The organism is Tardiphaga sp. GW822-FHT04G09 (assembly GCF_058800725.1).
Genome location: NZ_JBXAMO010000031.1, coordinates 31,008 through 51,801 on the forward strand (window position 1 = coordinate 31,008; position 20,794 = coordinate 51,801).

General features: G+C 57.0%; 16 protein-coding genes. 9 read left to right on the plus strand and 7 right to left on the minus strand.

Going from position 1 to position 20,794, the window contains the following annotated elements; genetic code table 11:
* Window positions 1-295: 295 nt before the first annotated feature.
* The 3 genes from AC1RLZ_RS29550 to AC1RLZ_RS29560 all read right to left on the minus strand — a co-directional run bounded on the left by AC1RLZ_RS29550 (window position 296) and on the right by AC1RLZ_RS29560 (window position 3,107).
* Complete coding sequence (locus AC1RLZ_RS29550) at window positions 296-655, minus strand: hypothetical protein (protein ID WP_493191571.1); 360 nt, start codon at window positions 653-655, stop codon at window positions 296-298.
* A 401-nt stretch (window positions 656-1,056) separates the two neighbouring features.
* Complete coding sequence (locus AC1RLZ_RS29555) at window positions 1,057-1,383, minus strand: nuclear transport factor 2 family protein (protein WP_493191572.1); 327 nt, start codon at window positions 1,381-1,383, stop codon at window positions 1,057-1,059.
* 686 nt (window positions 1,384-2,069) lie between these two features.
* Window positions 2,070-3,107, minus strand: a complete 1,038-nt coding sequence (locus AC1RLZ_RS29560; RefSeq protein WP_493191573.1) for a DUF1236 domain-containing protein — start codon at window positions 3,105-3,107, stop codon at window positions 2,070-2,072.
* A 999-nt stretch (window positions 3,108-4,106) separates the two neighbouring features.
* Here AC1RLZ_RS29560 and AC1RLZ_RS29565 point away from each other — a divergent pair.
* Window positions 4,107-4,238: a hypothetical protein gene (locus tag AC1RLZ_RS29565; RefSeq protein ID WP_493191574.1), complete on the plus strand. Its 132-nt coding sequence runs from the start codon at window positions 4,107-4,109 to the stop codon at window positions 4,236-4,238.
* 628 nt (window positions 4,239-4,866) lie between these two features.
* Here the strand turns inward: AC1RLZ_RS29565 and AC1RLZ_RS29570 are convergent.
* Window positions 4,867-5,487, minus strand: coding sequence for a response regulator transcription factor (locus AC1RLZ_RS29570; protein ID WP_493191575.1), 621 nt, complete (start codon window positions 5,485-5,487; stop codon window positions 4,867-4,869).
* 83 nt (window positions 5,488-5,570) lie between these two features.
* Between AC1RLZ_RS29570 and AC1RLZ_RS29575 the strand changes: the two genes are divergently transcribed.
* Entirely contained in the window at window positions 5,571-6,914 is a 1,344-nt protein-coding gene (locus tag AC1RLZ_RS29575) for an ATP-binding protein (protein ID WP_493191576.1), read from the plus strand.
* 245 nt (window positions 6,915-7,159) lie between these two features.
* Here AC1RLZ_RS29575 and AC1RLZ_RS29580 read toward each other — a convergent pair whose 3' ends face one another.
* Together AC1RLZ_RS29580 and AC1RLZ_RS29585 are read right to left on the minus strand one after the other, a co-directional pair.
* Window positions 7,160-7,564, minus strand: coding sequence for a DUF1236 domain-containing protein (locus AC1RLZ_RS29580; protein WP_493191577.1), 405 nt, complete (start codon window positions 7,562-7,564; stop codon window positions 7,160-7,162).
* 699 nt (window positions 7,565-8,263) lie between these two features.
* The gene (locus tag AC1RLZ_RS29585; protein ID WP_493191578.1) at window positions 8,264-8,500 is read right to left on the minus strand and encodes a hypothetical protein; all 237 of its coding nucleotides are present in this window, start codon (window positions 8,498-8,500) and stop codon (window positions 8,264-8,266) included.
* Between the two features lie 298 nt (window positions 8,501-8,798).
* On the opposite strand from AC1RLZ_RS29585, the gene AC1RLZ_RS29590 reads away from it, so the two are divergent.
* The 7 genes from AC1RLZ_RS29590 (at window position 8,799) to AC1RLZ_RS29620 (ending at window position 17,834) form a co-directional block, all read left to right on the plus strand.
* The gene (locus AC1RLZ_RS29590; RefSeq protein WP_493191579.1) at window positions 8,799-9,113 is read left to right on the plus strand and encodes a hypothetical protein; all 315 of its coding nucleotides are present in this window, start codon (window positions 8,799-8,801) and stop codon (window positions 9,111-9,113) included.
* A 15-nt stretch (window positions 9,114-9,128) separates the two neighbouring features.
* Complete coding sequence (locus tag AC1RLZ_RS29595; RefSeq protein WP_493191580.1) at window positions 9,129-9,740, plus strand: hypothetical protein; 612 nt, start codon at window positions 9,129-9,131, stop codon at window positions 9,738-9,740.
* A 528-nt stretch (window positions 9,741-10,268) separates the two neighbouring features.
* Window positions 10,269-11,777, plus strand: coding sequence for a glucan biosynthesis protein G (locus AC1RLZ_RS29600; RefSeq protein WP_493191581.1), 1,509 nt, complete (start codon window positions 10,269-10,271; stop codon window positions 11,775-11,777).
* Between the two features lie 14 nt (window positions 11,778-11,791).
* Window positions 11,792-13,945, plus strand: coding sequence for a glucans biosynthesis glucosyltransferase MdoH (gene mdoH, locus AC1RLZ_RS29605; protein WP_493191594.1), 2,154 nt, complete (start codon window positions 11,792-11,794; stop codon window positions 13,943-13,945).
* 1,970 nt (window positions 13,946-15,915) lie between these two features.
* The gene (locus AC1RLZ_RS29610) at window positions 15,916-16,749 is read left to right on the plus strand and encodes a hypothetical protein (protein ID WP_493191582.1); all 834 of its coding nucleotides are present in this window, start codon (window positions 15,916-15,918) and stop codon (window positions 16,747-16,749) included.
* A 431-nt stretch (window positions 16,750-17,180) separates the two neighbouring features.
* Entirely contained in the window at window positions 17,181-17,534 is a 354-nt protein-coding gene (locus tag AC1RLZ_RS29615; protein WP_493191583.1) for a PRC-barrel domain-containing protein, read from the plus strand.
* A 138-nt stretch (window positions 17,535-17,672) separates the two neighbouring features.
* Complete coding sequence (locus tag AC1RLZ_RS29620; RefSeq protein ID WP_493191584.1) at window positions 17,673-17,834, plus strand: hypothetical protein; 162 nt, start codon at window positions 17,673-17,675, stop codon at window positions 17,832-17,834.
* A gap of 308 nt (window positions 17,835-18,142) precedes the next feature.
* Here AC1RLZ_RS29620 and katE read toward each other — a convergent pair whose 3' ends face one another.
* Complete coding sequence (katE, locus tag AC1RLZ_RS29625) at window positions 18,143-20,254, minus strand: catalase (protein ID WP_493191585.1); 2,112 nt, start codon at window positions 20,252-20,254, stop codon at window positions 18,143-18,145.
* Window positions 20,255-20,794: the final 540 nt, after the last annotated feature.

Consider the following 20,794-nt stretch of genomic DNA (forward strand, 5'->3'; position numbering starts at 1 on the left):
AACTTGAGGAGCAGCCAAGGGGGAAGCCTGTCATCGAAGCGCAATATGCGGGGATCGCCATGCGGCCAATAAAAGTACCGCCTCTTCTGATCGATAGGGAGGTCGCCACAAGCGTGGTTCGGCCCGCGCAGACTGGCAGGGAGGAGACGGTCGCGGCAATTACGTGGGGCGCCAACGAGCATGTTTTGATAGCTGCTGCGGCCGGCCAAAAGAAAACATCATGGCGGTCGTATCGAAACGCGAGAGACCATGAAATATTGACTCAATAGGAGTTCTGCGGAGCTGCTGGGAGCGCCTAGTCGCGACTACCTGGTTTGCGCTGGCCATTTGGCTTCTTATCAGATGGGCGTCGGCTTTCTCGGTCGCGATCATTGAACGGAATCTCGACAATGTCGCCGTTCCTAAAGTTCGCGGTGAAATCGGCAACCACGTCCGATCGATTGCCGTTAAGTCGGTCTCCTAGAATCTGCGTTAGAAACTCCGCAGACAAACTAATTGACACCTTGGACATCTGCTCAACGCGGCGTCCCTTAATGCTAAAATGAACGATATGGATGGTGCCCTCATAGACTCCTTGCGGAAGGGACTTGCCCTTTCCTAAGTCGACATTGCTATTGAGGACGCGAAGGATGGCGAATCTTGTTGTGGTATGCACTCATTTCTCCATCGGCTTCGGCATGCGCTCCCTCCATGGCCTTGGTGGCGACGTCGATGTCTTAATTGGAGCAATCGTAGTTCGTTCCAGAGCCAGCTTCAGCTCGTAATAGACAAGGATCGCCATGATACCCGACCAGCCGGATGACTCTGCGCGGCTTAGTCGATCGAGGGTCGCACGAATTCTCGATCGTCGAGCACATCGATCAGCCGATCGGCAGTATCGACGGCGTTCCAAGGCGGCGTTGGCTTGATATGCTGGCCCAGCAATGCTCTTACGGCTTGAACTCCGCGCAGCAGTCGATAGATATCTCCCCGCTCGCTCACCGATCCCTCACAAGTGTGGAGCGGTTGCGCCAGATGGGGTCGCGCACGCAAGCCTCGATTAAATGAGTACACGCCCTAATTTGATGGGCCGCACTTTTGGAAAATGATCTGGCCAGCAATATCAAATTCAAAATCACCGCGGATGGCGGCGCCGTGGCAAACGTAGGTAATGGCGACGCCAGCACGGGCCGGCTGGAGATTGTCCAATTCTGCCGCCGGATGGTCCTTTAAGCGCTGCTTCCAAAACGCTCGCAAAGCCTCGTGACCATTTATAGTTGCCCCACTACTGCAATCACATTCGATCGTAGCGTCTTTAGCGTAAAATCCTAAAATGGTTTCAAGGTCGCCTGAGCGATAAGCATCTAGCCAATCAACTACTGCGGCCATCGGGTCAAAGGACATATTCCTCACCTACTTGCCAGACGGTGCGTCTAAAAGGCGGTATAAGGCTTGTTTGATGAATGCACTCTGAATGGCTAATTAAGTAGCTTTTGATCTGTATACTCTAGTTCGGAGCGATTATAGTTTGCGGCCTCACCAGCTTTCCCATCCCTGCCCAAGGCCCAGCCTCTACCGATGAGTACCACTCTCAACAGCGTCAACCGGCCAAATCCGATAGGCGTTCTCGAAGGTGCGTGCGCACGAGATCCCAACCTTGCGACGAACTGTGCCGACCGACATGATTCTCATCAATCCTGCCGCTTCGCCACATTGGGGACGGGACAACCGCATGATGTTTGATACTTGGGATGGATTGTTAAGGGTCATGGTTGCACCACTTCGTGGAATCTAGTGATTCCATATGACAGGTTAACAACGTCGGGAAAAAGTGGCAATATCTATCGATACAAGGTTCATGTTTCTTCAACGAGAGAGGCAGCTTCAAGCAGACGAGGGAGTTGTTTGTGGTGGACGATTAAGGGGCGATGTATTCGGGGCGATAGGCACTGGTTGCATTGCCGGTCGTCTGGGCCGGAGGCCAAGGCGCGCGAACGTCGATACTGCCGACGTTTTGCGATCTCACTTTTCATTGGATCGCGCCGCCAAGGAAAGGAGCGGCCCATCGGGCCACCCCTGTTTTGGTCCTATCAGTCGATTTCTTCGATCACCATGCGCTCGCGTGGGTCGACCAGATAGGTGCGGTTCTCGCGATGGATATAGCGGTAGTCGCGCAGCGAAGGAGCTTCCCGGTAAACAGCATCGGGAAACTCTTCGACGTCGACAGTCTCTGGCAGGCGCTCGCCGCGGTGGATGACCGTCTTTGCCGAGCTGCCCGTCGTTTGACGTTCAGTAATTCTCGTCTTGACGTGCTTGCGCACAACGTCCCTATCCTTGTCGGTAAAAGAGACTTTCGAGCGGGGCTGTGGCGGCGCCGCGGCCGTTGAATCGCCCGAGCGCGGCAGCACGGTTACGATCTGGTAGGTCGAAGGTTCAACGATGACGATTTCATCCCGCACCATGAAGAAGCTATAGCCGCGATATTGGGGCACGACTTCGACCACGTCAGACGGGAGCGTTTGCAGCCGAATATCCCGGGGAACAGAAGCCCCCACGGTCAGTGCAAAATTGACATTGTTGACCGGCTGCACGTTGAGCCGCGAAATTGATTGGGTAACGCGCGTGCGCTGCTGGTCGTTGATGCTGACGGAAGCATTGATGTTCGTCGATGACGATTGCGCGGTGTTGTTCGTCGAGGGAGTTTGTGCGGTGTTGTTGGTCGAAGGGCTTTGCGTGGTGTTGCTAATCGAAGGAGTCTGGGCCGTATTGTTCGTGGTCGCTGGCTGAGCACCAGTGTTGGGATTGCTGTTAGCGGGTGACTGAGCCTGGCCGCCGTTGGTCGATGCCGAAGTATTGGTCTGGGCTTGGGCGGGCTGTGACGAAGGCCCGGCCGACGATGACGGAGGGGTTGTCTGCGCTTGTGGTGGGCTGCCGGACGTGCCCATGGAGGTTGACGTGGACTGATTGGTGGTCAGGTCGGGTGACTTTTGTGTCGCCGACGAAGAAGTGCTCGGGGATTGAGCCTGCTGCGCGGCGGGAGAGGTGGTTGTTGCGCTCGGTGACTGAGCAAATGCCGCGGTGGCAAAAACCAAACTTACCGCCGTGCTGAGAAGAAAACGTGCCTTCATTGTTAATTTCTCCGTTGATGTGGACTGCATGAACGGGGCAAACAAGCAGCGGTTCCGTTGGGATCGGGAAAAAGTGGAAACTTTTACGACGAAGCTGCAGCGCGAAATGAAGAGCGGCAAGAATCGAAGTTTCACAGTCCGCAAACGCCCATAAGAGCAGCTGCGTGAAGAACGACTGTCACGAGCTTGCTCTGCGCCAGTTGCATTATGCTCGATATGCGATCGTAGCTCACCAAGTGAAGGCAAGTGGCTGCTCGAACCTTGCACTTTCTTGCTTTATCTGTTGAGGCCGAAGGATGATTGGGCTCGCATAGCGGGGCGCTTGGTGCAGCTTTCGCCTTCGGGGTGTTTCAGTGACTTGGCGGGACTCAATTGGCTTGCGCGCGGCAGTCTCTGTAAAGGTAGGGAAAGGCCTGGTTATCGCCTGGTGCGCCGAAGTCGGATGTAGGTGGACTTGGCGCGGAGCGATTGCCTCGTCGCCACCGCGTAGGCACTCCTTGGAGTAATACGGCCAGTTCTGCTTTGCGCAGATGCTGTCGGCAGAAGTTGTGGTTGCCAAGACCTGTGCTGCTTCCTGTTCGATGGGCATTCTCTCCGACCCGATTGGTGCGTCGGACGACTCTGCCACGATAACGCGTGGAGCAACGGAGCCCTGTGCCGCATATGCTAGAGTGAGGAAGCCCGCGAAGATGACCAGTCCAGCTGCGTGTCGATCGAATGCCCTTAGAAAACTCATGCGCATGGCCGCGTCTCTTCAATCACCGGGAAAGCGAAAGGTGGCCCGGGTGCAGGGCCACCTTCTAGGGTCAATCCCAACGATGACGGCGCTGCTTGATTACCACTACCCGATCGCGATTGCGCCAGCCCCGATGCCATCCACGGTCGCCGCGATACTCTGCGCGAGGACCGCGGTAGTCTCGGTGATAATCGCGGGACATTCCGCGGTCCTCGCCGACGCGAATGCGTACGTCCTGCGCACTTGCAGAAGCGGGTGCAATCATGGTCACCGCGACGGCCGCGGCAAATGCGCAAATTGATAACTTCATTGCAAGCTCCTTTGTTTCATCGAACAAGCAACGGGAAGAAATGGCAATCGTTCCGCTGTGGCAGCATTTCTGCGTGGCAGGCTAAAAAAGATCCTGCCCGCGGTTTATGACGGCGCAGGAGAGTGCACGAATGAGCGTATTGGCGCCAACAGGCGGCGCCGGGCCTAGCCTTCGATGATGTAGACGATCTCATGCGTCTGCGGTGGAAGGATCACGCATCGGCCGTTGACCAGGATGAAGTCGTGGCGCGCCATCTTGGGGAGATCTCGACGATGCGCGTTGGAACGGCATGCCCGGACACCGTAGCCGGTACAGTCTCGCCCACCGAGATCCGAAGTCACATTGCGAACTTCCTCGCCCCTTTTCCTGGCGGATAGCGGTGGTGATCTGAGTACGCTTTTCTGTCTGAGGTGTAACGCTGGCGGAGGTCGCCGCATTGCCTGTTGGGGACGCGGAGCCAGCCTTTGTATCGCTGGTCTTGGTCGGCGGCAGCGTCGGGCGGACAAAAGTAGGCGACGTCTTGCCAGCTAGTCAATCTGCGTGCATGTGGAAACCATCAATGGCGCGCGGACGCTGGTCAGGTCATAGTGGGTAGTCGTTGAGTTCCGATCTCGCGATGCACAGCGGAATGTCACCAGGTGGACGGCGCATTTGACTGGCGAGTAGTCGACAGCCGACCCGCTCCCCCGGAGAAGCGTGGTGTGCGGGAACCTCTAACTCAGGCCCATTTCGACGGCGATACGGATGAGATCGGAGTGGTTCCGTGCACCCAGCTTCTGCTTAAGAATAGACGTGGTATTTGCTACTGTCTTGTAGGATATATCGAGCGCCTCGGCGACTTCGACGATCTTGTCGCCTCGACCAAGGAGCCGGAGAATTTCTAGTTCGCGGGCCGACAGGGCAGTAGCCGGATTTGCCCGGATTGCAGCGCCAGAGAATGTTACCGTCTTGGCGAGATGCGGTGAAATGAAGTTCTCACCTGCGGCCACTTTGCGTACGGCCTTTATGAGCAAGCGCGGATCGTCACCCTTGGAGACATAACCTTGAGCACCGAGTTCGATGGCACGGACAACGAAGGCAGGATCGTCATTCATGCTGAACATGATAATCCGCGCCTCCGGATCGTCCTTGCGGATACGACGCATCAACTCGAAGCCAGAGAGATCGGGTAGATTGATATCAATGATTGTTACGTCCGGCCGCTTTGAAAGATAGGCTCGGTGCCCCGATTTCTCATCGACGGCGTCATCGATGGATATCGAAGCATCCGAAGCAAACAGCGAACGGCAGCCTGACACCACGACGGGGTGGTCATCGACAATCAGGAGTTTCACGGGCTGTGCCATCGGCGGGACAATCTTTCAATTATGCTATGCATATTCGATTTCAACGTTTTGACCAGCGAAATGGTGCCCGGTTGACCAATTTAATCATCCCCGCGTGGAAGACTCTTTCGCTGCGCGCGCGTATGGGCGTGCTGCTGGGCGGAATGTTTCTGACCGCCCTTACCGCCGGTCTACTTTTGCTATGGATTTTCTCTTCGGACCAAATACTGGAGGAAAATGAACCCTCGGCGCGGATGGCGATCACTGTCGCTGCAGCTTTGAACTCCGCTCTCGCCGTTTCCACCAATCCAGAGGCAACACTCATGGCGTTCGTCGACCAGCTCGATTCAACACCTGTAGACGTAATCCGGTTTCGCCGTTACGGGCAGGTGCCTGCATCTGAGCCGGCGAGGACGTCCGGCGCGGTCCCCGAATGGTTCGTGAAAACGCTGCTTGTGCCGGATCTCGCGCAGCGCATTCCTATCGTGGTGCAAGGTCGCGGGGTTGGCGATTTTGTTTTCGAACCGGATATCTCTGCGCAGATCTACGAGAAATGGATCGGCTTTCTCGCCCTTCTCGCGTCCTCAGTCGTCATGGCATTGCTTGCCGGCCTCATGTCGTTTGTAACGATTGGTGCGGCGCTGCGCCCTTTGCGCGATCTTGCTGGCGGGCTGGCAAGGCTTCGGATTGGTGATTTTTCGAAGAAAGTCGATTGTTCCGGTCCCCCGGAAATTCGGGAAAGTTGCTTGTCTGTGAACGAGCTTGCGGTGACGCTCAGTCGCCTCAATTCAGAGAATCGAAGCCTGCTGCGCAGGATGGTGTCCATCCAAGATGAAGAACGACGTGACATTTCGCGCGAGCTGCATGACGAACTCGGACCTCTTCTGTTTGCTATCCGCGCTAACGTTACTGCTATGATCGACAATAGCGGCGGCGGCAGCCATCTCGCCCGGCTAGGGGAGCAACGTGTCCTGCAGGCGGTGGAGGCTCTGCAAATCGCAAACCGCCGCATTCTGGAGCGGCTGCGACCACTCTTCATAGAGGAGCTGGGCCTCGATGCTAGCATTCAAAAGCTTATGCGCGATGTCCACGCGCAGGTGCCCTCGATGATCGTGACATTCGAGATCGATCCCCGGATCGTCACGGCCGACAGTGTGGTGGCTCAGACCGTGTACCGTGTGCTGCAGGAAAGCATCACTAACGTCCTGAAACATGCCGGTGCGTCAAAGCTGAGTGTGAAGACCGAAGTGTCGAACGATGCCATCTTGGTCGAAGTTGCGGACAATGGTACGAGAGCGCCTCTGCATCCGAAATTCGGCCGTGGTTTAACCGGTATGCAGGAGCGCCTCCGTGCCTTGGAGGGGCATTTCGACTACATCCGGGCCGACGGTTGGACTACAATCCGGTGCACCCTGCCGCTGGCAGCGCCAGATTAAACGTAACCTGCCGACAGGCGGGGGGCCTCTGTTCATCGTGATGCACCTTGTTCCGGAGTGAATCGGTGGACGTCCAACCTTTCCGATAGAGAGCTTGCTGAGCGGCTCTTACGTTCCCGACAGCACACAGTGCTGCCAGCAGCGCCTACGCATACGAGAGATCGGAAAATGGGTATAAAGTCCTCTCTCGCATTAAATCCCGCCATCGGTCGAGGTGGCCCGAAGGGCCACCTCGAAAAACACGCTTAATCCATCACTTCAACGATTCGATGCGTGCCGGGATCGACCAGGACGGTCCGGTCGTTGACTACCGTGTAGCGATAAGCAGTCGAACCGTATTCACCTGGCACTTCGTAATAGGTGACGCCGCTAGTGGGCAATACGGCACCCGCGCGCAGCTCGCGGTCATACCGGTAGGATGGGTGATGGCGCTCGGTCACGTAGCTGCGGAAACGGGGACGATTCGCATCGGCGATGCCGCCTGCCGTGGCACCAGCGGCAGCGCCAACTGCGGCGCCGACTGGACCGCCGACTGCGCCACCGACGATGGCGCCGCCAACGGCGCCGCCGGCTGGCCCGTTCTGTGCGATGGCGGGCGAGAAGTAAGCGAGCGATGCGATTGTAATGGCAGCGGTAGAAATGAGTTTCATAATCGTTTCCTTGTGTATTGACGAGGAAAGAACCTGCAACACACGACGTCGTTCCGGTGAATTGCTTCTTTTTCCCGAGATTGACTCTTTTTGTTCATAGCGCGGGTAGAAACGGCGATGGGGGACTCCGATTTGACGAGTGCGCGGTGGCATCCCAATCTTCGGAACCGTTGAAGGACAATTCTTTAATGGACTTTGCGGTTATTCCAACCTGCGGAATGATCTGCTTTCGAAACATTCTTCGAATTGAAGGAATGGGGAACTCTGGCATCTTCGTCGCTGTCCCGAGAAAGGACAGCCGCATACGAGCTTTGTGGATGATTTGGCGGCCCGCTATCCGGGGCGGCATACTTATTCGTTGGCCGGGGAGGAGCGCGCCAACCGCCGTCGCAGATACCTGAGTATATGTCGGCGCCCGTGTTAACGGCGCGCCTGCGACGACTTGGTCCAGAAATTGAAGCCTATGACATCTATTTGCGATGTGACCGCTGCGAGGTCTTCGTATCAGCTCTTGCTAGACTGCAAACGTCGTTTTCACGAATTGCGTGTTCGAAGGCTGTAGTATCGACGCAATGCAATCTGACAACCAATCGCTAAGCGCATACAAAACCTGTTGCCTGGCTGCTCGTGAAGCTGAATGGCGGAAGGGGCGTGTGTGCAACACCCGCCACCCGTCAGGGCGGCGGGCGTTGGAGATCTTTAGTTCTCGGTGCAGACCTTCATTGTCTTCATACCAGTCTCGGCTTCCGTTCGGGTTTTGAATGTTCCGTTGTCGACGATCGTCGTCGTGGTGGTAGGCTTCTTATCGACAACGGTGCATTTTTTGGTCGTGGCATCGCGCACCACGTAGTAGTCGGTAGAGACCGTCGTCGTTTGGGCGAAGGCCGAGGTGAAAGCGAAAGCTGCCATTGCTCCGGCGAGATAAAGCGTTCTCATGTGTGTCCTCCAATTGGCTATTTGCGAGACGCAAACGCCCCAATCAATCCGCGCAGTTGCCGAAAGTTCCCGAGGAAAAATCGGTGATCGACGACGTGACTGCCTCGTTCAAAGCTGAAATTGGCTGACTGGTGAATCCTGAGGGGCCCGCTGCGGGTTGAAATGGCACAAACCTGGAAGAGAGCGTCGCCGTCAGTTGTTCAGATGTGTTCACCGCACCTTCATTTATCGACGATCGATGGAACGCGTCGACTAACAGTCTGTTGGAGAATGCCAAACTCCAACCTATGAGGGACTTATGAAACACCTGTCCTCCATCTGCGTCGCAGCTCTTCTGCTCACAGGAGTAGTCCACGCGCAGAGCCCAGCTGCCAAAGACCGTCCGGGCAACAACGCCGTCAACACTGAACAGAAGAACTCCAATGCGCCGGTCGCTGGACGCAACTCCTTCACCGAGGGGCAGGCCAAGAGTGCGATCGAAAAGGCTGGCTACAGTAACGTTTCCGAACTGAAGAAGGACAACAATGGTATATGGCGCGGCAAAGCGAGCAAGAGCGGCTCGACCAGCGCGGTCAGCGTCGATTTTCAAGGCAACGTTAACGCAGCCAAATAAACGGGAGGCAATCTCATGACCATCACTATCTCACATTTGTACGATTCGTATTCGGAAGCGCAGAACGCCGTTCGGAGCCTTGAATCCGCCGGCGTTCCGCATACTAATATCAGCATCGTCGCCAACAACTCCGACGGTTGGTTCGATGGCAAGAAGGACCGCGACGGCGATGGGGTCGATGATCGCGCCGAGGCAGCCGGCACGGGTGCCGGACTCGGTGCAGGGCTCGGAGGCGCTGCCGGTCTTCTTGCCGGTCTCGGGCTGCTTGCAATTCCCGGACTTGGACCGGTTGTCGCCGCAGGATGGCTTGCAGCTACGGCAGTCGGCGCCGCCGCCGGCGCAGCGACTGGCGGCCTTGTTGGTGCTCTGACTGAGGCTGGTGTGGCGAAGGAAGACGCGCCGCTTTATGCCGAAGGCGTTCGCCGGGGCGGTGCGCTCGTATCGGCAAAAGTCAATGAGACCGATCAGGCGCGGCTCGAGGCATTGATGAGCCCGTCGTCGGTCAATCTCAATGACCGCCGCGTGGCCTGGGAGAAATCGGGCTGGAGCGGATACGACCCGGCTGGCCAGCCCTACGACGCGGCGGGGGTGCAGAGGGAGCGCGAATTGTACGTTCGGTCGCGATAACAAAAATGGCCCGCTTTGGCGGGCCATTTTTCTGAGTGTGCCTTTTCCCTGCAGGCGGCCGCGGAGCTGGCGATGCAGCGCGTAAGTGGGCGAGTGCATCAGGACTCAACTAGACAAACAACCGGGAAAAATTGGTAGGACGTCAATCGCTGCAGTGAGTTTTGCGAGCAACGTCAACTGCCACGCGACGCTCGTCGCCGCAAATGCGGATTGGAGAATTCCTTTCTGGACGTAAGTCTTGGACCGATTCACTTAAGAGCTTCGTGGCCGGTCTGCCAAAGTTCGACGTTTCAGCCCCGCGCTAGCCGTTAACGATGCCATCGGGAGGCTACCGCGCCCGCACGCGGCGGATCTGCAGCAGCTGGCTGGCGCAAATCTCTTTGACACCGACAGGATGGACTGGCGGGGCGGCAAACGTCGGGAAACGGCGGCAATAAGTAAGCGGAAAGCTTATCTATGTTCCAGCTTCGGGAACTCGTTGGTGCAGCGCGAGTTGTCGGATGTTACTTTGGCATTGGAGACACCTTGTTGAACCGCAGACAACTTCTCCGCGCTTCTGCAGCGTTGCCGCTGCTAACGATCACTCCCCGCAGCGTTCGTGCGGCAGTGTCGTCGGTCCCCTTTGATGCCGCCGTGGTGCGGCAGATCGCGCGGGATTCCGCTGCCAAGGCATTCAAGCCGCCAGATAACAAGCTGCCCGACTCGCTCAAGGATCTGGACTACGATCAATACCGCGCGCTGCGATTCAATCCAGAAAGAGCGTTGTGGCGTGGCGAAAGGCTGCCATTCGAGGTGCAATTCTTTCACCGAGGCTCGTTTTACACCAATCGTGTCGATATCCATGAAGTAGCAAATGGCTTGGCGACCAAGGTCCCCTATCAGTCTGAGAACTTTTCCTTTGGCGCTACGCCGCCGCCGCCGGCCGGTACCGATTTAGGCTTTGGCGGCTTCCGGTTGCACGCGCCAATCAACAGGCCGGACTACTATGACGAAGTCTGCGTCTTCTTGGGCGCCAGCTATTTCCGCGCTGTGGCAAAAGGACAAGTGTACGGCTTGTCGGCGCGGGGCCTGTCGATCAACACCGGAGAAACCTCCGGCGAGGAATTTCCTCAGTTCAGGTCCTTCTGGATCGAGAAGCCGGCGTCCAACTCCAGCTCGATCGTAGTGCATGCGTTGCTCGACAGTGAAAGTGCTGCTGCTGCCTACCGGTTCACGATCCGACCTGGCGACACGACCATTTTTGACGTGGAAACGGTGATCTATCCACGGGTGGAACTAAAAAATGCCGGGCTCGCGGCGATCACCAGTATGTTCTTCTTCGGTCCGAATGACCGCAAGGAAGTTGACGATTTCCGCCCTGCCGTGCACGATTCCGACGGCTTGGCAATTTTCAACGGGCGAGGCGAGCAGCTCTGGCGGCCACTGCATAACCCGCGAGATCTGCAGATCAGCTCGTTTGGAGACCGCAACCCGCGCGGCTTTGGGCTAATGCAACGGCAGAGGGATTTCTCCGACTATCAGGATCTTGAATCCAATTTCGAACGCCGCCCCAGCCTCTGGGTCGAGCCGATTGGAGATTGGGGCGAGGGATCGGTGCAACTCATAGAAATTCCGACGAAGGAAGAGATTCACGACAATATCGGTACCTTCTGGCGTCCAAAAAACGCGTTGCAGGCGAAAGGCGAGTTCGCATTCACTTACCGCCTGCACTGGGGGCCCGATCAACCCAAGCCTTCAGCGCTAGCGATCTTTTCGCGTAGCGGCATCGGTGCGCGCGGCGACGATATCAAACTATTTGTGCTCGACCTGATCGGCGATAATCTCAAATCAATCGACCCCACCAAGGTCAAAGGCGTCGTGACGGCTGAAAAGGCCGATATCCGCAATATCGTAACGCGTCATAATCCGCAAAACGGCGGCTGGCGCCTAAGTTTCGAGATGCCGGTTAAGAGTAAGACACCGGTCGAATTGCGCGCTTTTTTGACGCAGAACGATCAGGCGATCTCCGAGGTCTGGGTCTATCGATGGACACCGTAAAGGTGAACAGCCAAATGCCGTCAGCCACGGTACTTGCGGCTGCGGCGCCGTCTGGCGCGGCAGAAGCCTTTTTGCCGCCGGAGATGCCGCTGGCGATGACACCCGGCGGACTGGCTGGGCTAGCTGTATCGCAACGGCGCGAGCAGTTCAGGGCCATGCCGACCGCCCTGCGGCGCGCTTACATCCTGCTCGGCACCGCGGCTTTGACCTCAGCCGGCGGCTACGAAATGTTCGAGGTGTTAAAGGTTGGCGGTGTGACCGTCCTCGAAGGTCTGGTACTAGCTCTCTTCGTGCTTCTGTTCGCTTGGGTCGCGTTCTCGTTCATGTCGGCGCTGGCCGGCTTCGCCATGCTGTTAGTGCGTGCGCGCGATCCGCTTGCCATCGAGCCGCTCACGCCACTTCCGGCGATTTCGAGCTGCAATGCAATGCTGTTACCGACCTACAACGAAGATCCTCATCGGATCGTCGCGCGGCTGCGAGCGATCTGGGAATCTGCTTCGGAGACCGGCTATGCCTCGCAGTTCGATTGGTACGTGCTGAGCGACAGCACCGACCCCGCGATCTGGGTGGCTGAGGAAAAGGCCCTTCTGCAGCTGCGCCGTGACACCGCCGGCGACCGCATTTTTTATCGCCATAGGCCGCGCAACACCGCCCGCAAATCGGGAAATATTGAGGACTGGGTCAAGCGATTTGGCGCCGGCTATGATCACATGATCATCTTGGACGCCGATAGCCTCATGACCGGCGACACCATCGTGCGGCTTGTTGCCGGCATGGAGCAGCATCCCGGCGTCGGCCTGATCCAGACATTACCCGTCGTCGTCAATGCGCGGTCACTGTTCGCACGGATGCAGCAATTCGCTGGCAGGCTTTACGGCCCGGTAATCGCCTCTGGAATCGCTTGGTGGCACGGCTCGGAAGGCAATTACTGGGGGCACAACGCGATCATTCGCGTGCGCGCCTTTGCGGAACATGCCAGCCTGCCCGAACTTCCAGGCCGCAAGCCGTTTGGCGGACACATTCTCAGCCATGATTTCATCGAAGCAGCTTTCATGCGGCGGGCCGGATGGGCGATTCACATGGCGCCAAAACTGGGCGGCAGCTTTGAGGAATGCCCCCCGTCGCTACTCGATTTTGCAGCGCGAGACCGCCGCTGGTGTCAGGGCAATCTGCAGCATCTGGCAGTGCTACCGGCGCCACGGCTACATTGGGTCTCGCGGCTGCATCTTCTGACTGGCATCGGTTCCTATCTGACTGCGCCGCTCTGGCTCTTGTTTCTAGTGCTCGGCATTCTCATTTCGCTGCAAGCGCAGTTCGTGCGGCCGGAATATTTCGCAAAGGGATTTTCGCTGTTTCCGCAGTGGCCGGCGCAGGATCCCGTTCGCGCGGCTTGGGTCTTTGGCGGCACAATGGGTCTGCTGATCGTGCCAAAAGTGCTTGCGTACGTTTTGCTGCTTACTCAGGCCGAAAACCGGTTGCGGTTTGGCGGCGGCTTTCGGGTTCTATCTGGTATCGTCGTTGAGACTTTGCTGTCCGGCTTGATCGCGCCAGTAATGATGATTTTCCAGTCATCGGCGGTCGGCGAAATCCTAGCCGGTCGCGACGCTGGATGGCAGGTCCAGCGCCGCGACGACGGCGTAGTCCCACTCCGTGAAGTAATAAAAAAATACGCAGTGCCGACCTTGTTCGGGGTCCTGATGGCGGCTAGCGCCTTTGCAGTGTCGCTGCCGCTATTCCTATGGATGACGCCAGTGATCATGGGTCTGTTGCTGTCAGTACCCCTGGCCATGATGTCGTCGCGCGCTGTTCGGATCGGCAAGCATGCTGGCTTGTTCGAAACTCCAGAACAGAATGTACCGCCGAAAGTGCTGACCCGTGCGAATGAGCTGGCACCGGGCGTGCCGATCTGTGCCGCGAGCCCGTTACATGAACTACGTGGTGACGCCGAACTACGAGAGGCACATATAGGCTCTCTGATCGATCAGCCCCGCAATCGCGGGCAGATCGACCCCGACCTCGCAATCGCGCGCGCAAAGATCGCGGAGGCTGAGGATTTTGATGAAGCTGTGAGCTATCTCAGTGCGCGGGAGGTTTTTGCCGCAATGAATAGCCGAACCGCGCTTCAACAACTGGTTGACCTGCCCGATAAAGCGCGCGCCCTGGCGTGACCGTCCGTGTTAATCTCAGCAATGCGTGTGAACGTCACTTTGGAAAGACCACCGTCGAACGCAAAAAGAACACCAGAATGAGTAACAAGCTGCCGTCTATCGGCAATGTTCGTAGCACCAATTATTCAGCTAACTGCCGCTGAATGTCGAAACGCTGACCTGACATACCCTGGAACGGACGAACTGCAGCGATTTTCCAGAGGCGGCTGAACGAAGCTAGGCAGCTTGCCGCCCGGATCCCTATCTTATTTGTGCTGCAGAAACAGATGCCTGTTATCACGGGATATCGGGTAACCGGCGTGCAACCTTCGATGAGGCGAGCAGAGTCCGATGAGCGAAACCACAAATCCGGCAGCGTCGCGCGACGATCCGGACGCTAGAAAAGGAAGGCTCGGCCGAGTTGGGGGACCGGGTAGACGGCCGAGCCCGGCCGGCAGTCACTTGGGGAAACTGTCAACCACGGGAAAAACTGGCAATAACAGATTTCGTTCCGGCTTAGCCCGGCAATAAAACGGCCCGACGCTCAACCGAATCTATGAGCGCCGGGCCTAGCCTAAGTATGGCTTCTGGGGTGACGCCGACGATCGATCTCTAGATGCCCATCAGGTCGTTGTTCAGCGGCTCAAGCGCGGTGAGGCGCTCTCGGCTGGTCAACACCAAGCACCCAAATAGCGACCATGCTGTGGATGGTCTCGCGGATCACAGCGTAGGGGGCGTGCACGACCTTACCACCGGGGGGAGGAATGGCGCAATTTGACAGACGGCACGGAGCTTCCAGATCTTAGCGGCATTGATGTGCGACGGACGAGCCGGTGATTGCACACGTGCGGGAAATCGCCTCGAACATCGCGGCCCGCGGCGCTTCGTTTCCGTCGTCCGCGAGGACGAATATGAGGTGGCCAGGGTGCCGGTTTATAAGGAACGATTTCTGCCCAATAATTGAACCGCTAACTGCGCCGCCGGTTCTCGGTCACGCCCTTGGTGCGCAGCTCCGCTTTTAGTTGGCGAACGCCAGCTAATGGAACGCCAAGGTCATTGGCTTTTCTTTTTACCGATGTAGCAGGCCGGCCGAGCGCTGCCGCGGCACGTAGGACGGATGCTCCGCTGTTGGCCAGCTCTTTCAGTCTCGAGACGTCCTCGATGTCCCATGGTTTCGCGAGCAGGCGCCTCACCACGACTATGTCTCCGGTGGTCGCAGCTCGCCCTTCAACCAGCCTGCGTCTTGGATCGCTGGATCCGGCTCAACAGCGGCATGGATGAAGCTGCACTTTGGACATTCGTAGGTATGCGCAACGATGCCGTTTTCAGGAAGAGAGCATCTCATCCAATAGGTGGCGGCTCCGCAATTAGGACAGGGTAGGGTTCGGATGCGTCGCATGGCCGATACTCGTACTAAAGCCGTTACGCAGCAGGGTTCAGAGCTTCGTTAAAACTCTCAAGATATCGGTTGAGTTCCCGGCAGCTCGCCGTCCACCGGCCCTTTTTCCGCATAATGAAGCCGCCGCACTCGTGCATCACGACGACCCCAGTCGCGCTCAGTTTGTTACGGCGGTGCATTCAGCGACGTTGCCGGCGCCCCCTTTCGGGAAGGTGCCATTCCATTCACCAATCGACATCCGGCCCTGGTCGGCTCGGAGTGTCTCGGCGGTTTCGTGTCCGGAAAGATGCCGGGCGTCATCGGAAGATTGCCGGTGGTGTCGCGATCGACTCGTGAGCCATGACCTTCAGCAAGCCCCATCCTTGGCTCATCGAAAAGTTGAGATTTCCACGATTCTGTTTCCGTCATTTTGCTATTTTAGGGGTGGTGGATTGATCGGCCCAAGTTGGGTGGCTGGTCGTTGTTTCGAGGGGGGCCCACATTCGCTCGTTGAAGAGCGGGAATTCGCCTGCGCAGGCGGAACTATACGATTGAATGCACATTGTGTGGACATCGGTATCTATTCCAGAGCCGCTCCAATGGGAATTTCAAAATGATTGATACTGTTGTTGGGCAGCCGACTGCCCCTGGCTTAGACGAGCCTTCGGTTGCGGGTGTCTCATGGGCTGCAGTCGCGGCTGGTGCCGTTGTCTCGCTCGCGCTAACACTCGTTCTTATCGCTTTCGGGACAGGCCTTGGTCTATCAGTCGTGTCGCCGTGGTCCTCCAGCATATCGGCTAAGACGTTCAAAATCACTACGGGACTTTATCTGATCGTCATTGCCATGATCTCATCGTCGATCGGCGGATATCTGGCTGGGCGCCTGCGGTCGCGCTGGATTGGCGTTCATACCGATGAAGTCTATTTCCGGGACACCGCTCATGGATTTCTGGCGTGGGCTTTCGCCACTGTGCTCGGAGCCATCTTGCTTGCCTCGCCAGCGACTTCTGTTGTGAGCGGGGCAATGTCTGGAATGGCAGCCGGCGCAACTGCCGCCACCGCGCAAGCTGGGCCGGTCGACGGCTATATCGACACTCTGTTGCGTCCATCAACACCATCAACTGGCAACAGTGCTGATGTACGTGGCGAACTCTCTCGATTGATGGCTGCAAGCATTCGCACTGGCGAGTTGAAGCCTGCCGACCGCACTTACGTGAATAAAGTTGTCGCAGCACGCACCGGTTTGAGCGAACCCGATGCAGACAAGCGTGTTACGGAAGTCATCAACGAGGCCAAGACTGCTGCCGACACGGCTCGAAAGGCTGTCTTGCAACTCGCGTTCTGGCTCACGGCATCGCTGCTGATCGGCGCGTTCTCTGCCAGCTTGGCTGCGACCGAAGGTGGTGGGCTTCGAGACGGAACATGGAAAACGCGTCGCACGCGATAAGGAGAGAGAAATGCCTATTCTGCTATGGCTACTTGGAATTCCGCTACCACTGATCATTCTGATTCTGCTGCTCCGATGAAAAAAAAGGCCCCGGCAAACGGGGCCTTTATTCATTGCCCATGAGTGCGCTGAGCCCGTTGTCCTATTCCGGGAGCATCAGTGAAAGTATGTTGGCGATGGAGTTTGTACGAAGCCCAGAGAACTTTCGCGATTGCTTAGAAGCGCTGCTTTACGGACCAGGAGTAATCCATCGCCCCGCCGAGGGCGATGGCTTGGTACGCTATAAATGAAGTAAGGCTGATTGACTTGAGCTGTTGTCGGACCGTCGCTCATAGTCTGCGGGCACGTTTCTCATAACGTTCAGCTTACGGGACCGGAACGAATAACAGATTCTCGTGTTTCTATCGAAATTCGAACCAGGGAGGCCTAGCATGGCAAACGAAACTAACAATCTGATAAGCAGCGAGAAAGTTGAAGGCACCCCCGTCTATGGTCCCGACAGCGAAAAAATCGGCTCGATTGAAAGCGTGATGATCGACAAACTCAGTGGCAAGGTTGCCTATGCAGTACTGAGCTTTGGCGGCTTCCTTGGCATGGGCGATGAGCACTACCCGCTTCCTTGGCAGACGCTGAAATACGACACCAATCTTGGAGGTTATGTTACCAACGCGACGAAGGATCAGCTCGAACGCGCGCCGAAATACGCCGACGAAAGCGAGTGGGATTGGTCGGACACCAACCGGTCCCGCTCACTGAACGACTACTATGGAACGCCTTGGGTCTAAGGTCCGTGGTCCCGAGTGCCAAGATCTCGATGGTATGGCATGTACGAATCTGACACGGGCCCAATTCGAGGCAAGGCGACTCTCGTTGGGCAACATCAAGGCGACATCAGGCCCGGCAAGCAACATTTCGGAGCGACCATGAGCAAAGATACTCAAAAAGATGATCGGCGCACGGACTCAGATTGGGCTCCGACGAAACAGACCGACAAGCCCTGGAAAGGCGTGCCGGAAAAGGAACAGTTTGTTCAGGACCGGGAAAGGCCGGACCTTGAAAAGTGGAAAAGGACGGACACTCACTGACGATAGCGGCGTCATCGATCGTTTTGATGTGCCGACGAATGAGCCATCCGAGCAATACGCTCGGGTGGCGTTTTGCGCGTGCAACGCAGAATTGAAGGACTAGCTTCACATGCAATTGTCGTGGGAATGCTTGCCACTCTTCGAGATCCTCGAAAAGGTTGCAACGCTTGTTCTACTCGGCTTCGCATTACGCGTCTGAGCACCAACTATACACGTTCCTTCATGAGTTTTGACGGACGAGCCTGACCGCGCCGGCGCGAGAGCAGAAGTGAAGCTCTGTTCCGCAATAGCGATCTCGATGCGGCTGGCTAACTCATCTTAACCCTAGCTTCTCGCTCCCAGAATCTGAGTGCGGTCAATCGCCCAACGAATGTCATGATATCCTTCTTTGCAGCCAATAGGATCACGCCATCGTCGACTGCGTCCGCAATCCCCGCTTTGGCAAACAGGGGTACCGCAGCCTCGACATAGGCGATGAACTTGCAGTGCGAGAATGCATCGGCGAGGAAATCGCGAGCCGTCGACTCCTGGAGCAGATCCGCCATTCCGGTTTCGCCTGGTAGCAGCGCGACTGCATCGTAGAGTACCGACGGGCCGCCGTCTATCATCTCATCTGCTTCGACGAGGCTGCCGTCGTTAGCCTTCGCGCCCGTTACCTTCGGCGCAACAATTTCGCACACGGCCCCTTCCTTCAAGATCGCCGCCTTCAAAGCGGCCAGCAGCTTCGCATCGACGCCGTCGGTGATCAGGATGCCGAGCTTGCGCCCCTCGAACCGCTGCGGCCCGTTTTTAACGATGCTGAGGGCAGGCGATGTATCGAGGTCCTGCCTTGTTGGCACGGCCGCCTCGGCCGGCTTCGGCATCTTCGCCAGACCGAGTTTCTGTCCAACTTCGCCAGCCAGGCCGGTGTGAATGTTGAGTAGATGTGACACCACGCGCTCGCGAATCTGCGGCAGCTTTACCTTACTGAGTTCGAATGTAAGCGCGGCAGCTATATGCTCCTGTTCGCTGGCCGTCTGACTGACGAAGAACTGCCGGGCTTGGCTATAGTGATCGGCGAAGCTTTCTGGCCGCAATCTAGCCTTTTGACCTTCCTCCGCTTCGGCGAAGCTCCGAAAGCCCTTTGCAATCGATTCCCGCGGCCCGATCCCGTGGGAATTGGGCTGATAGTTCGCCTGGCCGACCGGATTGCGCATCGCCATGTGGCCGTCTTGCTGGAAATGGGCGAAGGGGCACTTCGGCGCGTTGATCGGAATATGGGTAAAGTTTGGGCTTCCGAGGCGCTTAAGTTGGGTATCGAGGTAGGAGAAATTGCGCCCTTGCAGGAGTGGATCATTGGAAAAGTCGATGCCCGGCGGGACATTTTGCGTCATGAAGGCGACTTGCTCGGTCTCCGCGAAGAAATTGTCCGGCATGCGGTCTAGAACGAGGCGCCCGACTGGGAGCGGCGCCAGGACCTCTTCCGGAATAAGCTTCGTTGGATCCAAAACGTCGAACTCGAATTCGTCAGCAAACGCTTGATCGAACAGTTGAACCTGGAGCTCCCATTCCGGATAGTTGCCCGATTGGATAGCGGTCCACAGATCGCGCCGGTGAAAATCGGGATCCGCACCGTTGATCTTCACGGCTTCGTTCCATAGCACCGACTGTAGACCAAGCTTCGGTTTCCACAGGAACTTCACAAAAGTCGACTCGTCCTTGGCGTTCACGAAACGGAACGTATGAACTCCAAAGCCCTCCATGAAGCGGAACGAACGCGGTATGGCACGGTCGGACATGACCCACATGATCATGTGCATGCTTTCCGGAGTCAGTGAGATGAAATCCCAAAAATTGTCATGCGCCGATTGGGCTTGCGGAAACGCCCTGTCGGGCTCCTCTTTGACCGCGTGGATGAGGTCGGGAAATTTAATTGCATCTTGGATAAAGAACACCGGGATGTTGTTGCCGACCAAGTCCCAATTTCCTTCTTGCGTATAGAGTTTGACGGCAAAGCCGCGAACGTCCCTTGCAAGGTCGAATGATCCTTTGCTTCCGGCAACGGTCGAAAAGCGAACAAATGCAGGCGTCTTCTCGCCCGCCCGCGCGAAGAGGTCGGCGCGAGTGAACTTGGTCAACGGTTTGTAGTTCTCGAAGTAGCCGTGAGTTCCGTATCCGCGTGCGTGGACGACCCGTTCTGGGATGCGTTCGTGGTCGAAGTGAAAAATCTTCTCGCGGAAGTGGAAATCCTCGATAAGGGTAGGGCCCTTGGGACCAATCTTTAAAGTATTTTGGTCGTCTATCACCGGGCCGCCCTGCGCAGTCGTCAATACGTCCTGGCCGACATCGGCGATCTGATGAAGTTCTCCGCCTTCACCTCGGGTCAGCATTTCGTCATGGATCTTCACGCCACCACTGGTTCGTTTGGCCGCCTTGGTCATTTGTCACCGCCCAATTTTAAGGACTCGAAATTGCGAACTGCCAACGGAAAGCGACCGTTTCAGTTCCGCCAATAATGGCGCTCGACGGAAAACCTTTGCGAGGTGGCAGCTTATCCAGATGGAGGAAGACCGTTACGCCGCGGGCAATTTGAGCGCGCTTGTTATTTTAGTGCCTTCGATCTCTCGATGTCGGTGGGAACGAAACGGCTGGTTAAATAGCAGCCCGCGTAATCCAAAACGGACTGTCTTTGCTAATTGTTAATGTCTTAACCCATCCGCCGCTAGATCCGCGACTACCCTTACTGAGCTCCATCATCGTATGGGCTTCTATGCACCGCCTTTGCCCTACAAGGATGCGACTGCCGTCGCCGCCGCGGGCGGATGAGCCGTTCTCGTCGGGGGACGACCTGTGGTGGGGGTAGCCGTACCGGTATCGTCGCTTGTGCGGATCGCAGAGGCTGACGAATGCTGGAAGCATTGGGTCTGGCGAGACGCTAAGCGCTATGAGACATCAAAAGCGTTGCGGGACATACCCCTCGA